The 14,033-nt window shown below is 36.0% G+C and carries 15 protein-coding genes; 14 read left to right on the top strand and 1 reads right to left on the bottom strand.

Translation table 11 applies throughout. The features are described from left to right. Positions 1-56: 56 nt before the first annotated feature. From J6D32_RS07540 to J6D32_RS07485, 12 genes are all read left to right on the top strand, one after another. On the top strand, positions 57-1,022 hold the full coding sequence (locus J6D32_RS07540) for an acetylxylan esterase (RefSeq protein WP_055165623.1): 966 nt from the start codon (positions 57-59) through the stop codon (positions 1,020-1,022). Position 1,023: 1 nt separating this feature from the next. Continuing rightward, on the top strand, positions 1,024-1,992 hold the full coding sequence (locus tag J6D32_RS07535) for an acetylxylan esterase (protein ID WP_006785487.1): 969 nt from the start codon (positions 1,024-1,026) through the stop codon (positions 1,990-1,992). Next, complete coding sequence (locus tag J6D32_RS07530; RefSeq protein ID WP_009606912.1) at positions 1,989-2,927, top strand: ROK family protein; 939 nt, start codon at positions 1,989-1,991, stop codon at positions 2,925-2,927. Before J6D32_RS07535 ends, J6D32_RS07530 begins: the two co-directional genes overlap by 4 nt. A gap of 129 nt (positions 2,928-3,056) precedes the next feature. Continuing rightward, the gene (nagB, locus tag J6D32_RS07525) at positions 3,057-3,833 is read left to right on the top strand and encodes a glucosamine-6-phosphate deaminase (RefSeq protein ID WP_006785489.1); all 777 of its coding nucleotides are present in this window, start codon (positions 3,057-3,059) and stop codon (positions 3,831-3,833) included. A gap of 235 nt (positions 3,834-4,068) precedes the next feature. After that, the gene (locus tag J6D32_RS07520) at positions 4,069-5,754 is read left to right on the top strand and encodes an ABC transporter substrate-binding protein (RefSeq protein ID WP_006785788.1); all 1,686 of its coding nucleotides are present in this window, start codon (positions 4,069-4,071) and stop codon (positions 5,752-5,754) included. Positions 5,755-5,829: 75 nt separating this feature from the next. Continuing rightward, positions 5,830-6,789 carry an ABC transporter permease gene (locus J6D32_RS07515; protein ID WP_006785787.1) on the top strand — a complete coding sequence of 320 codons (960 nt, stop codon included), beginning with the start codon at positions 5,830-5,832 and terminating at the stop codon, positions 6,787-6,789. A 9-nt stretch (positions 6,790-6,798) separates the two neighbouring features. Further along, complete coding sequence (locus tag J6D32_RS07510; RefSeq protein WP_006785786.1) at positions 6,799-7,728, top strand: ABC transporter permease; 930 nt, start codon at positions 6,799-6,801, stop codon at positions 7,726-7,728. 12 nt (positions 7,729-7,740) lie between these two features. Beyond that, complete coding sequence (locus J6D32_RS07505) at positions 7,741-8,748, top strand: ABC transporter ATP-binding protein (protein ID WP_009606273.1); 1,008 nt, start codon at positions 7,741-7,743, stop codon at positions 8,746-8,748. Beyond that, positions 8,738-9,772, top strand: coding sequence for an ABC transporter ATP-binding protein (locus J6D32_RS07500; protein ID WP_009606272.1), 1,035 nt, complete (start codon positions 8,738-8,740; stop codon positions 9,770-9,772). The genes J6D32_RS07505 and J6D32_RS07500 overlap by 11 nt, the downstream gene beginning before the upstream one ends. Positions 9,773-9,806: 34 nt before the next feature. Continuing rightward, positions 9,807-10,505: an N-acetylmannosamine-6-phosphate 2-epimerase gene (locus J6D32_RS07495; protein ID WP_006785783.1), complete on the top strand. Its 699-nt coding sequence runs from the start codon at positions 9,807-9,809 to the stop codon at positions 10,503-10,505. 98 nt (positions 10,506-10,603) lie between these two features. Then, positions 10,604-11,320, top strand: a complete 717-nt coding sequence (locus J6D32_RS07490; RefSeq protein ID WP_006785782.1) for a GntR family transcriptional regulator — start codon at positions 10,604-10,606, stop codon at positions 11,318-11,320. Between the two features lie 14 nt (positions 11,321-11,334). After that, positions 11,335-11,979 (top strand): peptidylprolyl isomerase, encoded by a 645-nt coding sequence (locus J6D32_RS07485; protein ID WP_006785781.1) that lies wholly within the window; start codon positions 11,335-11,337, stop codon positions 11,977-11,979. A gap of 28 nt (positions 11,980-12,007) precedes the next feature. Here the strand turns inward: J6D32_RS07485 and J6D32_RS07480 are convergent, their stop codons facing one another. Next, complete coding sequence (locus J6D32_RS07480) at positions 12,008-12,460, bottom strand: NanQ anomerase/TabA/YiaL family protein (protein WP_006785780.1); 453 nt, start codon at positions 12,458-12,460, stop codon at positions 12,008-12,010. A 380-nt stretch (positions 12,461-12,840) separates the two neighbouring features. Here J6D32_RS07480 and J6D32_RS07475 point away from each other — a divergent pair, with 380 nt between their 5' ends. Then, on the top strand, positions 12,841-13,680 hold the full coding sequence (locus J6D32_RS07475) for a hypothetical protein (protein WP_132942791.1): 840 nt from the start codon (positions 12,841-12,843) through the stop codon (positions 13,678-13,680). Between the two features lie 12 nt (positions 13,681-13,692). Continuing rightward, positions 13,693-14,033 (top strand): PH domain-containing protein (locus tag J6D32_RS07470; RefSeq protein ID WP_287467500.1); only part of this gene is annotated, 341 nt, incomplete at its 3' end.

Genomic DNA, 14,033 nt, shown 5'->3' with positions numbered 1-14,033 from the left:
GTCAAAGTAGCGGGTGTTATTTTAAAATAAATCCTAGTTTAAAAGGAGAGACGCGGATGCCAATGGTTGATATGCCTTTAAAGCAGCTTGAAATCTACGACGGAACGAATCCGATTCCACAAGATTTTGATGATTTTTGGAATGAAAGAATTTTAGAAGTATTAAATGTTTCGTTAAACTATGAAATGAATCCATATGAAATTTATCAGTTTGAGACTTGTGAATATTATGAGATATCGTTTATCGGAATACGTGGGGGTAAAAGATATGCGAAATATATAAAGCCCAAATCGTCCAAAAATGTTCCACTCATTCTTCAGTTTCATGGCTATCCTGGAGCGAGTCGAAGTTGGTTTGAGCAAACCTCTTTCGTTGGGATAGGATGCGCCGTAATTGCAATGGATTGTCCGGGTCAAGGAGGTAAAAGTGAGGATTTATCCAAACGAATTGGAACGACGGTATCTGGTCATATTGTAGCAGGATTAGATGGGGATCCTAAACAAATGTATTATGTTGAGTTAGCTCAGGATATCTGTCTTCTTTGTCGCATTGTTGAACAGTTAGAAGGGATTGATCACACACGAATTTTTGCTAATGGAGCCAGTCAAGGAGGTGGATTAGCTCTTATTTGTACGGCATTAAATCCAATGATAAAACGATGTGCTGCACTGTATCCATTCTTATCTGACTATGAACGTGTGTGGGAAATGGATTTGGATCAGATAGCCTATGAGGGACTTCGCTATTACTTTAAGTGGTTCGATCCATTACATGAACGAAAAGAAGAAATATTTACAAAACTCGGATATATTGATGCTCAGCATTTCGCTCATCGAATTCAGGTACCTGTGTTATTAGGAACAGGATTGATGGATCAGATATGTCCGCCTAGTACGCAGTTTGCTGTTTTTAATCATTTGAATGGACCGAAAAAACACGTCATCTTTCCTGATTATAAACATGAAGAAATTGGAATTTTTGATAATTTGTTAATTGATTTTTTTCTAGAGGGGAGTGATTAAGATGCCAATGATGGATATGCCTATACAGGAACTTAATTGTTATTTAGGAAAAGGAAATTATCCCTCGGATTTTATTGACTATTGGAATCGACAAATAGCGCGACTAAATGAGAGAGACTTAGAGTATGAATTGGTAAAAAAAGAGTTCTTAAATGAGTGTGCTGACTATTATGAGTTATATTTTAAGGGAATTGATGGCGCAAGAATTCATGCGAAATATATTTGTCCAAAGAATCGCCAAAATGTACCGCTTATCCTTCAATTTCATGATTATAAGCAAAGTAGTAAGAGTTGGTATCATCTAACGCGCTATATTGGCATTGGTTATGCCGTGTTAGCAATGGATTGTCGAGGACAAGGCGGAATGAGTGAAGATTTGGGAGGTGTTTTAGGAACAACTGTCTGTGGTCATTTAATGATAGGCATTGATGATGAACTGGATCAAATGTATTATCGAAAAGTTTATTTAGATGCCTATTTATTATCAAAAATTGGATCACAATTACCTCAAATTGATACCAAAAAAATAGTCTCTTATGGACAAGGACAAGGTGGAGCACTTGCGATTGTTGTGGCCGCAATGAATAAAGAAATTAACAAATGTGTGGCTAAAGATCCTTTTTTAGCTGACTTTAAACGAGTATGGGAAATGGATTTAGATTCATTAATGTATGAAGGACTTCGTTATTATTTTAGATGGTTTGATCCACTTCATGAGCGTGAGGATGAGGTGTTTTCAAGACTTGGGTATTTAGATGTGGTCCATTTTGCGAAGCAATTAAACTGTAAATTTTTACTTGGAACAGGTTTGCTTGATTCATCTTGTCCACCAAGTACGCAGTATGCTATTTTCAATCAGGCAATGTGTAATAAGATGCACTTAGTATTTGCAAAGTTTGATCATGAACTTTGCAATCGATTTGAAGATGAAGTTTTAAGATTTATTCAATTTGAGGAGGGGTGTGTATGAAATATTTAGGCGTTGATATTGGTGGGACGGCTGTTAAGTTAGGGATTGTTGATAAAACGGGAGAGATTATTTCAACGTATAGTAAAGGTGTTGCAGTTGATGCTTATGAGACCCCTATTATTGAAACAGTTAAGGTAGCAATTGATGAGTTTTTTGAAAAAGAGCAGGTAGAGTTGGCAGATTTTTTAGGGATTGGAGTATCAGCAACAGGACAAATCGATTATCGAAGTGGGTGTGTCATTGGTGTTGGGGGAAATATTAAAAATTGGTGTCATACAAATATTAAAGAGGAATTAGAGCTTAAATATGGATTGAAAACGACCGTTTTAAATGATGCGAACTGTATGATTATCGGTGAGAAGTGGTTAGGGCGTGCGAAAGGTTACGAGCATGTCATCGGAATAACCATTGGAACAGGAGTTGGAGGTGGAATCCTAGTGAATGGCGAGATTTTGCAAGGGACTACTGGAATTGGGGGTGAGTTAGGGCATTTTTCGATTGATTCTCATGGTGTGAAATGTCGTTGTGGAAATATAGGGTGCTATGAAAATTATGCATCGATGACGGCGTTAGTTAACAAAGTTTTAGAGGGGTATGATGAGTTAGATTTACCTGTTTCAAGGGATGAGGTAAATGGACGTGTTATTTTTGAGGCGTTAGAAGCGGGGAATGAAAAAGTAGCTGATATGGTAGAAGAATGGATTCTTATGATTGCAAAAGGACTTGTGAGTTTGGTTCATTTATTTAATCCTGAAATTATTGTGATTGGTGGCGGTGTTTGCACGCAAGAAGAGCGATTTATTAAGCCTATTAGAGAGTATGTCTTATCTCATGCAATGGAACAGTTCAAAAAAGAATTGAAAGTTGAATCGGCCATGCTTTTTAATAATGCCGGTTTAGTTGGTGCAGTTTATTATCATATTCATCATATTTAATGAAAGGCCAGTTAGGCCTTTTTAAAAAAAATCAAAAACTTGTATAGACAGGACTTGTATAGACAGGTATAATGTAGGTAAGGAAGATAATCAAGAATTTGAGAAGATTTTGATTAAGGAGGAATAAGGATGAAAATTATTAAAGTTAAATCTGTAGAAGCAATGGGACAGGCTGCTCTTTCGGAAGTCTTAAAGGTTGTAAAAACAAAAGAAAATCCTGTTTTAGGTTTAGCAACTGGAAGTAGCCCGATTGGATTATATCAGGCGATGATTGAAGATCATAAAAAAAATAAGACGTCGTATCAACATGTTAAAACGATTAATTTAGACGAATATGTTGGGATTGATGCAACACATTCTCAAAGTTATGCGACATTTATGAAAGAACAATTATTTAATCATATTGATATTGATTTAAATAATGTTAATATTCCATCAGGAGATTGTTTGAATCCGCAGGATGAATGTTTACGATATGATGAAGTGATTCGTCAAAATAAAGTAGATCTTCAAATTTTAGGTATTGGTTCAAATGGGCATATTGGATTTAATGAGCCTGGAACACCATTTAATGCAACGACTCATGTTGTAACATTAGATGAGCAAACTCGTCTTGATAATGCGAGATTTTTTGAGTCATTAGATGAGGTACCAAAATATGCAGTGACGATGGGGATTCGCTCCATTTTACAAGCGAATCAAATTGTGTTAATCGCACTTGGAAAAAATAAAGCGAAAGCAGTTGCACATATGGTAGGGGGAAGTGTGACAACGGATTGTCCAGCTTCAATCTTACAAGTGCATCCCAATGTCATTTTAATTGCAGATGAGGAAGCTTTATCTGAAGTTAAGTTGGATACAAAAAAGTTAAATATTCAATTGGCTTCAACAGCTGTTGCAGAATAAAAAAAGTCAAAAAAACAGATGGTCATCAAACCATCTGTTTTTTTATATTGAACCCTAAAAAAGTGATGATATGGACAAATTTGTTTCTCATTAGGACTATTTTTTCTCATTTTTTAAAAACGTTTACACGGGGTGTGGGCGATGATATGATGAGTTTGTAAATGAAATAAATATTCAAAAAAAATTTAGATGATGAATATTTTTTTCACATCAAATTGAGATGGAGGAAAAGTGGATGAAGAAGTTATTTACTGGGATGATTGCAACACTAGCGTGTGTATCTTTAGTGGCTTGTGGTAATGGAGGAAATGAGGCAAAAAATGAAACTAACGATAGTTCAAATGGAGGAACAGTTGCAGAGCAACCAGCAACATCTAATGAAGAAAAAGTTCTGTATTCAAATGGGGGGGCTGTTGAGTTTTTTGAAACACCATGGTTAAACCCAGGATTATTTATGTATAACAAAGTATTATATGAGCACTTAATTGAAGCAGATGAAAACTTAAATCCAGTAGAGGGAGGACTTGCTTCAGACTATTCCTTAAGTGAAGATGGAACACAATTAACTTTTGTTTTAAGAGATAATATCTATTGGCATGATGGAGAAAAGATTACACCTGAAGATATTAAATGGAGCATCGAATACTCAATGAGAACCGCTGTGTTAAATCCAGTCTTCACGTCAACTTTCCATGCTATTTTAGGAGCTGATGCTTATTTAGCAGGAGATACAGAAGAACTTGAAGGAATCGTGATTGATGGAAATAATGTGATGATTACGTTTGAAAAAGTAGCACCAGATGCGTTGTTAACTTTTACACAATTTGCTCCATTACCACAAAAGTATTTCACAGATGTTGACCCGCTTCAAATTCAACAAGCAAAATTCTTCCAAAACCCAATTGGGTCAGGTCCATATAAAATTGAAGAAGTAAAAATGAACGACTATACCGTATTAGTTCCATTTGATCAATACTATGATGGTGTGGCAAATTTTAAAATTCATTTAACACCAAGTGGTGAAAGTGATTCAAACTTTGTTAATAACGCAAAAGCTGGATTACTTGACTATGGGTATACGAAAAATGTTGATGATGTGAAAGCTTTACAAGGGGTTGAGGGATTAACTATTAATCAAGTGGATGTTCGTTATACTCGTTTATTGTATGTAAATAAATTTAATAAAAAAGATGGATCTGTTTCACCATTAGCTGATGCACGCATTCGTCAAGCGATTCGTTATGGAATCGATATGCAAGCAATTTGTGATAACTTATTCAATGGTTCAGCTGTTCCTGCTAATAGCTTAACGCCAAATGGATCAAGCAAAGTTTCTGGTTTAAATGATTATGAATATAATCCAGAAAAAGCAAAAGAATTATTAGCTGAGGCAAATTGGGATCCAAATTATGTGTTAGATGTTGTTTACTACTACACAGACCAATTAACTGTTGATTTAATGACAACTATTCAAGCTTACTTAAGCCAAATCGGTATACAGATGAATTTTAGATTAGTTGAGGGAGATTTAGCAACGATTTTATGGTCAGCACCAGAAGATCAAGTCAACGGACCATCAGCTGTTGATTGGGATATGGCATATGGAGCAAATGCTGCTTTATCAATGCATGAATATTATGACCGCTACCGTACAGGCTCAGCTTCTAACTCACATACTCCATCAGATGAGACGTTAAATACTTTAATTGATGCAACAAACTCATCAATGGATGCTAAAGTTCAACAAGATGCATTCTATGAATTACAAAAATACGAAAATGAAACATTATTTACAATGGCATTATATTACCAGCCAGTTTTCTTAGTGCAAAGTCAAAAAATTGTTAAAGGGGCTGATGCAATCGGGAACCCACAGTATAACTACAACTGGGAAATTCAAAACTGGGAATTAGCGGAATAATTTAATTCTTAGTGTCATGATTTAAGGAGTGGAACTTAAATCCACTCCTTATTTTAAAATATGGGGGAGGGCCACATGTTTAATTTTATTGTTAAAAGATTACTCGGAATGATTCCGATGGTGTTCATTATTACGTTTTTAATTTATTTAGGATTAGAATTAACGCCAGGTGACGCCGTATCACATTTAATTAGTCCAGAATTATTAGCCAATGCCGATCCAGCAAAGCTTGAAGAGTTACGCCAGTTATATGGTTTAAATGATCCATTCTTAGTTCGTTATTTCCGTTGGGTCGTTGAACTGTTACAAGGAAATTTTGGATATAGTGTTTCAAGTGGTGTTCCGATTAGCCAAATCTTAAAAGAGTTAATTCCAGCAACGCTTGAGTTATCAGCAGCCGCTTTATTTATTTCAACTGTTCTTGGAAGTATCCTTGGATTATTCAGTGCGATTCGTCGTGGGACTTTTACAGAAGGGTTATTAACAGTAGCTGGTATGATTGGAGTTTCGATTCCACAATTTTTCTTCGGAATGTTATGTATTTTAATGTTCTCATTAAATTTAGAATGGTTACCCGTTGGCGGACGTTCGATGCCTGGACAAACAGCCTTTTTTGATCGAATCGAATATTTAATTTTACCTGCGTTAGTTCTTGGAATTGCCCTAACAGCAGGGGTTATGCGTTATGCACGCTCAAGTATGTTAGATACGATGAACAAAGAGTACATTAGAACAGCACGTAGCAAAGGGTTACCTGAGTGGCGGGTTAATTTAGTTCATGGATTTAGGGTGGCATTGACACCGGTTGTTGTTTTAATTGGATTTAGGTTACCAACACTCATCGGGGGAGCCGTTGTGATTGAAACGATTTTTAGATGGCCGGGTGTTGGAAATGCCTTTGCAACCGCTGTGCGTGCGCAAAATTATCCATTAGTTATGATGATTGCTTTATTTTCTGTCTTAGCTGTTTTAACTGCTAGTTTCTTAGTTGATGTGGTGACAGCCTTACTTGATCCACGAGTTAAATTAAAATAGGAGGTTCTTATGAGTGCGAGTGTAATGAAGAGAAGTCGATTTGATCGAAGACTTGATAAATTAAGAGAAGCAGAGGAAAAAGGGCAACTCGGTCACAAAAAGATGAATCGTTCTTTAAGAAAGTTATTAAATAATCGGTTAGCCGTTATTGGCGTTATTATTTTTGGAGTTATTTTGTTATCGGCGATTTTTGCGCCACTTTTAACGCTGTATGATCCACTAGCCATTGATATGAGTAGTGTTTTAAAAGCTCCATCAGCCACTCATTGGTTTGGGACAGATAAGGTCGGGCGTGATGTCTTTGCCAGGGTCTTATATGGAGGGAGAATTTCAATCTTAATTGGACTTGGAAGTGCATTAGGATGTGCAAGTATTGGAGTATTACTGGGTTGTTATGGAGGATATCGTGGTGGTTGGTTTGATGCTTTAATCCTACGTATTTCTGAAGTCTTTATGTCATTTCCCCAATTAGTACTTGTCTTATTATTGGTGACTATTCTTGGACAAAGTTTAATGAATTTAATCATTATTTTTATTTTAACTGGATGGGGGAGTGTTTATCGTTTAACACGCGCTCAAATATTATCCATTCGAGAGGAGGAATATGTTCAATCATTAAGAGCCTTTGGATTAAATTCATTTGTGATTTGTTATAAACACATGTTACCGAATGCGATTGGTCCTATTTTAGTTAATATTACTTTAAGTACAGCGATGTTTATTTTAGAAGAAGCATCTTTGAGTTTTCTAGGACTGGGAGTTCCATTACAAATCGCGACTTGGGGAAATATTTTAAATGCCGCACAGGATATGTTTACGTTACAAAATAGCTGGTGGTTGTGGTTACCCGTTGGGGTTGTTATTTCATTATTTGTGATGAGTATTAACTTTATTGGAGATGGACTAAGAGATAGTACCGACCCAACACAACAAGGATAGGGGTGTGAGAGTGTGCAAAATGAAGCAGTAGTGACCGTTAATAATTTAAATACGTATTTTTATACGAATCAACGTTGTAATAAAGTCATTAATGGCGTTTCGTTTGAAATAAAAAAAGGAAAAACATTATGTATTGTTGGAGAATCAGGATGTGGAAAAAGTGTAACCTCATCTTCTATTATGCAATTGTTACCGAAGTTAGCTCGCATTGAAGCGGGAGAAATTATTTATCATTCGCATCAAGGAGATATTCGAATTGATCAATTAAAGCGCAATGGAAAAGAAATGCGAGCCTTACGTGGGCAGGAGATCTCAATGATTTTTCAAGATCCGATGACGGCTTTAAATCCGGTGTATACAGTTGGATTTCAAATCATGGAAAACATTTTAGCGCATGAAAAAATAAGTAAAAAAGAGGCTCGAGAACGAACATTACAATTATTAAAAAAGATGGGAATCCCATTTCCAGAAAAGCGAATTGATGAGTATCCACATCAGTTTTCAGGTGGAATGCGTCAACGTGCAATGATTGCGATGGCGATGAGTTGCAATCCTAAAGTTTTAATTGCGGATGAACCGACGACTGCACTCGATGTAACGATTCAGGCACAAATTTTTGAGTTAATGAATCAATTAAAGAAAGATCATGAAACGGCTATTTTATTGATTACTCATGATATGGGAGTGGTGAGTGAGCTAGCAGATGATGTTGCAGTGATGTATATGGGAAATATTATTGAGTGTGGAAGTGTTGACGAAATACTAAGAACCCCTGCGCACCCATATACAAAAGCTTTACTGAAATCTATTCCGATTCTAGGAAAAGGAAGTCATCAAGATCTTCAACCAATCAAAGGTTCAACACCTGATCCATTTGATCGTCCGACTGGATGTCAATTTGCACCACGTTGTGAGTTTTCGTGTGAAAAATGTAATCAAATGCCAGGGGAAACCATGGTTGATGGCACGCATATGGTTCGCTGTTTTAAATATAAAGAGGTGATGAATAGTGGAAAATAATCAGGAAGTTTTATTAGAATTAAAAGGGGTTAAGACTTATTTTCCAATTAAATCGGGATTGTTTAAGAAAAAGGAACAGTATGTTCAAGCTGTTAATGGAATTGACTTAACCATTTATCGTGGCGAAACGATTGGATTAGTGGGAGAGTCAGGATGTGGGAAAACAACGCTTGGAAAATCAATCTTACAATTAGTTAGACCAACTGCTGGAGAAATGCTGTATCAATTTCAAGAAGAAGGTCAAAAAGATTTAAGAAAACTGACAGCAGAGGAAATGGATTTGGCCCGACAAAAGATGCAGATTGTGTTTCAAGATCCTCATTCTTCGTTGAATCCTGCGTTTACTATTTATCAATCTTTATCAGATCCTTTGAAAAAATTTGGCGTTAAATCCAAAAAAGAGAGACGACAAATTATTGGTGATTTATTAGAGGCAGTTAATATGCGACGCGATTATATGGATCGTTATCCTAATGAATTTTCGGGTGGTCAACGACAACGAATTGGGATTGCGAGAGCATTAAGTATTAATCCTGAGTTAATCGTTTGTGATGAATCCGTTAGTGCTTTAGACGTTTCTATTCAAGCTCAAGTGTTAAACTTATTAAAACAACTCAAAAAAGAACGAAATTTAACATATATTTTTATTACACACGATTTAAGTGTTGTTGAATATATTAGTGATCGAATTGCGGTGATGTATCTTGGAAAAATTGTTGAACTTGCTAAAACAGATCAGATTTTCTCGCATACGCTTCACCCATATACACAAGCTCTTTTATCGGCTATTCCGGTAGCTGATTTAGATAAAAAGACCGAACGTATTGTTCTTGAGGGCGATGTTCCAAGTCCAGTTAATCCGCCGAGTGGTTGTCATTTTCATGGACGTTGTAAAGATTGTATGGAAAAATGTAAAACAGTCATACCAGAATTAAAACGTTACTTGATTGACGGAGAAGAACATTTTGTGGCTTGTCACCTTGTTGCAGATAAAATGAGTCAAGATGTCGAAGAAGTTATTTAAGGGTTGATGTCGGTTATAAAAGGAGAGGGGAAACGTGACAAAAGATTTTATACTTGAAAAATTAAAAGGGAATTTAATTGTGTCCTGCCAGGCTTTAGAGGGTGAACCATTATATCAAGAGGATTATAGTGTCATGCCTTTGATGGCACGAGCTGCAAAACGTGGGGGAGCTTGTGCGATTCGAACGAATAGTGTTCGTGATGTTGCCTTGATTAAAGAAGAAACAAATTTACCGATTATCGGGATTATTAAAAAACAATACGAAGGGTTTGAGCAATATATTACAGTGACAATGGATGAAGTGGATCAATTAGTTGGGGCTGGTGCAGATATTGTGGCGCTTGATTGTACGTTAAGAGATCGAGTAGATGGACGCAGTGTTAAAGAATTTATTCAGGCTATTAAGGACAAATATCCAGAGTTGTTATTAATGGCTGATATTTCAACATATGAAGAAGGCGTTTATGCCTATGAAAGTGGGGTTGACTTTGTTGGAACGACTTTAAGTGGGTATACCAGTTATTCAATGCCAAGTGGGGGACCTGATTATGAGTTAGTAGAAAAGTTAGCTCAAACAATTAAGGTGCCTGTTATTGCAGAAGGTAAAATTCATTATCCAGAACAAGCGGCTAAAATGCTTGAAATTGGGGCTTTTTCCGTTGTTGTGGGAGGGGCTATTACAAGGCCTTTAGAAATCACAAAACGATTTGTTGATGCTTTGCATCAAGATTAGAAACAATAAAACAAAAAGAACCAGGTGTCAGATTACATAGACACCTGGTTTTTCTTTTGGTAAAATCAAATTAATATAATATAAAGGATGGATGAGGCGTGTCGTTACCAAGATATCGTGAAATTGCACGAGAATTAAAAGAGCAAATACAAGTGGGACATTATAAAGAGCATCAAACGATTCCTTCAGAACCGGAATTAGCGAAACTTTATGATGTGAGTCGGATGACAGCACGTCAAGCGATTAATGAATTAGTGTACGAAGGTGTTTTGTATCGCGTAAAAGGGAAAGGAACGTTTGTTAATCATCAAAAGTATGAAAAAAGCATTCATGGACTGACAAGTTTTAGCGAAGATATGATTCAAAAAGGATTCAAACCGAGTAGTCGATTAATTAGTCAGACCGTGAGGCTCGCCAATGAAATCGTTGCAAGTAAACTTCAAATTAAAGAAGGTCAAGAAGTGATTGAATTAAAACGTGTTCGCATGGCTGATGAAGAACCAATGGCAGTAGAAATTGTTTATTTACCGGTTCAAATTATTAAGTCATTACCTGATGATATCGGCGCTATTTCATTATATGATTACATTGAAAAAGAGTTAGGACTTTTAATTGATTATTCGATTCAAGAAATTGAAGCTATTTCACTAGAAGCCCCGATTAGTACTTATTTAGAAGTAGAAGCGGGAGCACCTTGTTTACTCATTTGTTTACAGTCTTACTTAAAAAGTGGTCAAATTTTTGAATACGTGGAATCATATTACCGAGCCGATCGCTATAAATTTATTCAGCCAGCTTATCGAAAAGGAATTTAAGGGGGATTTAAAAAATGAAAAAAATAAAATATTTAGCCGGAATCATCATGTGTGCCATGACTTTAATCGTAATGGGATGCAGTAAAGTTGAATTACCAGATGAAATTATTTATCCAGAAGTTGAAACACCTGAACAATTACCGATTGTGACGATGGTTATTAAAGATTATGGAACCATTGAAGCCCAATTGTATCCGCAGATCGCACCGAATACCGTGTATAATTTTATTTCATTAATCGAAAAAGGGTTTTATGATGGATTAACGATTCATCGAGTGGATAAAGGATTTGTTTTACAAGGTGGGGATCCGACAGGAATTGGAAGTGGTGGACCTGGTTATCAAATTGTTGGAGAATTTGCAGCGAATGGGATTGGAAATGATTTAAAACATACAGAAGGTGTATTATCGATGGCACGTTCAAATGATATGGACAGTGCCGGAAGTCAATTCTTTATTATGCTGGGTGAATTTCCTCATTTAGATGGTTCTTATGCAGCTTTTGGAAAAGTGATTAGTGGAATGGATGTAGCGCATGCTTTAGAATCATTAACGGTTGCGCCTGATGGAAGACCCGTTGATAAAGAAGTCATCATTGAGTCTATGACGGTGAATACGTTTGGGATTGATTATCCTGAACCAGAAGTAATTTCAGAATAGGAAAAAGAGGCCAAGGGCCTCTTTTTGTTTATGATAATTTAACTTTACAAACTGCTTTTTGAACGAGTTCGTGATTGATTTTTAATTTTGGCATGTGAATATCTTCTGGAAACACGATGACGAATGTTTCAGGATAACATGGACAGTTAATCAACGGAGTTCCCTCAAATTCAATGAAATCAGTTTTCTCGTCATAAGTTGTTTTGATATTTAAATCACTAACATCTGCATATCCTAAGTATTCGCATCCTGATAACACGAGATGGATATCTAAATAATTTTGATGCCCCTCAAGTAAGCAATTAGAAAGTTCTTCTCCATAGTAATCAAATCGATTAATAAAGACATCATTTCCATCAATTTCAGTTTTGCCTAGTGGTAAAGTCGATAAATCATGATTTGAAATAAAATCAATAGCTGTATCTAAGTTTTGGTTTAATCCTTTGTAACGTGGTAAGTCTTTTAGTTTTCCGATTATCATTGTTATTCCCCCTCAACATCCATATTATACCACATTCCATCCTTTAGGTAAGAGGTTACATATAAGAGTTGAAGATGAATTTTGAATGAATTAAGTCATTCTAATTTTTAAGCAAATTGAAGGTTTGGAAAATTGAAAAAAACAGAAAATAAAATTAAAAATACTTTACATATGAAGAGGATAGGAACTAGAAATTAGGAGCAGGGATAGATCGATTATAAAGTATGAAAGTTATGACGTGGGTGATAAAAAACGAGTAGGGGCTAACTCTACCCGTTTTTTGGCTTTTACTGATGAAATGACATTTATTTTGATTTTTATTCATAAAATGAAATGAAATACTGTGAGTGAATGGATGGAAAGGGAGTAGGGGGAAAGAAATGGATGATTTAAATCGTGCCTATCAAGTATTAGGAGTGAATGCTTCGATGTCGCTTGAAGAAATTGAAGCGATTTATGATGAGCTCGTTTTGAAATATAAAAAAGAGGCTAAGTGTAATATGTATTACAGGCAGAAGCTACAGGAATGGGAGGAAGCTTATGACTGTATTATGGAATGCCGATTAGACGAATTAGATGAAAGAGCGGAAGAAATGGATCGTATCTATCCGAGTCTCTCTGGTGCTTCGAATCATTTGGTTAAAGAAATTAAAATTGGCATGATAGTAGGAGTAGCAGTTTTAATCATGCTTGGAATAGTAGTGGTTGAGCAAATGTACTTTACAAAACAGACCTCAATTCAAGGAACTGAAAATCTCATCTCAGATGTTATTTCATCCGATTTAAATTCTGAATTATTTTATTTGGCGAATCACTTCACGTTAAACCTTGGAAAATTTAAGTCAACTGATGAGTGGGATTGGGGATACTATGAAAATGGACCGACTTGGACGGTTGTCGTCGTACTTGAAGTCACGGAAGCGACGGATTTGGGAGCTCTGATTAATTTAAATAATTTTCGATTAAATTCCGATTATCCGACGATTAGTATTCCTGAGGATGTTTATCTAGATTCTGATGTTAATCATATTCATTACTTAGGGGCTTACAGTGAGATTGTGCCTAAAAGTCAGAAATTTGGGATTGTTTTTAATGTCGATGCCTTTTACGAGGGAGAAGAGCGTTTTATTTATTATCATCATCCAGATGGACGTGTTCAAACGGTGGGATCGTTGTATTTTGAACAAGAAACTCGTGGAATATATGTGGATAATTTTTAAGGAGGGGATGGCATGTCATTCATGCAAAAGTTATCGGGTAATTCGGTAGAGATTCATCCTGATAAGGTGGATGAGAAGTTTAAACGAATTTTAACTTCAGATGAGGAGATTAAGTTTGCTTTTAAATCATTTCGAGACTATATTGTGTTGACAAATAAACGATTAATCCTATCAGATGTCCAGGGTGTGACGGGAAGTAAGGTTGAGTATGTAAACATTCCCTATCATAAAATTTCGTGTTTTAGTTTGGAGGCAGCTGGAACAGTGGATTTAGATGTTGATTTTAAGATCTGGGTATCAGGATATGGCGTTATTGAAAAAACCATTGCAAGGGGTGTTAATGTCACAGAAGT

Origin of the sequence: Turicibacter sp. (assembly GCF_017941855.1) — a bacterium.
GTDB lineage: Bacteria > Bacillota_I > Bacilli_A > MOL361 > Turicibacteraceae > Turicibacter > Turicibacter sanguinis.
The sequence above is the reverse complement of the archived record's forward strand: the minus strand, read 5'-3'. Positions and strand labels throughout refer to the sequence as shown.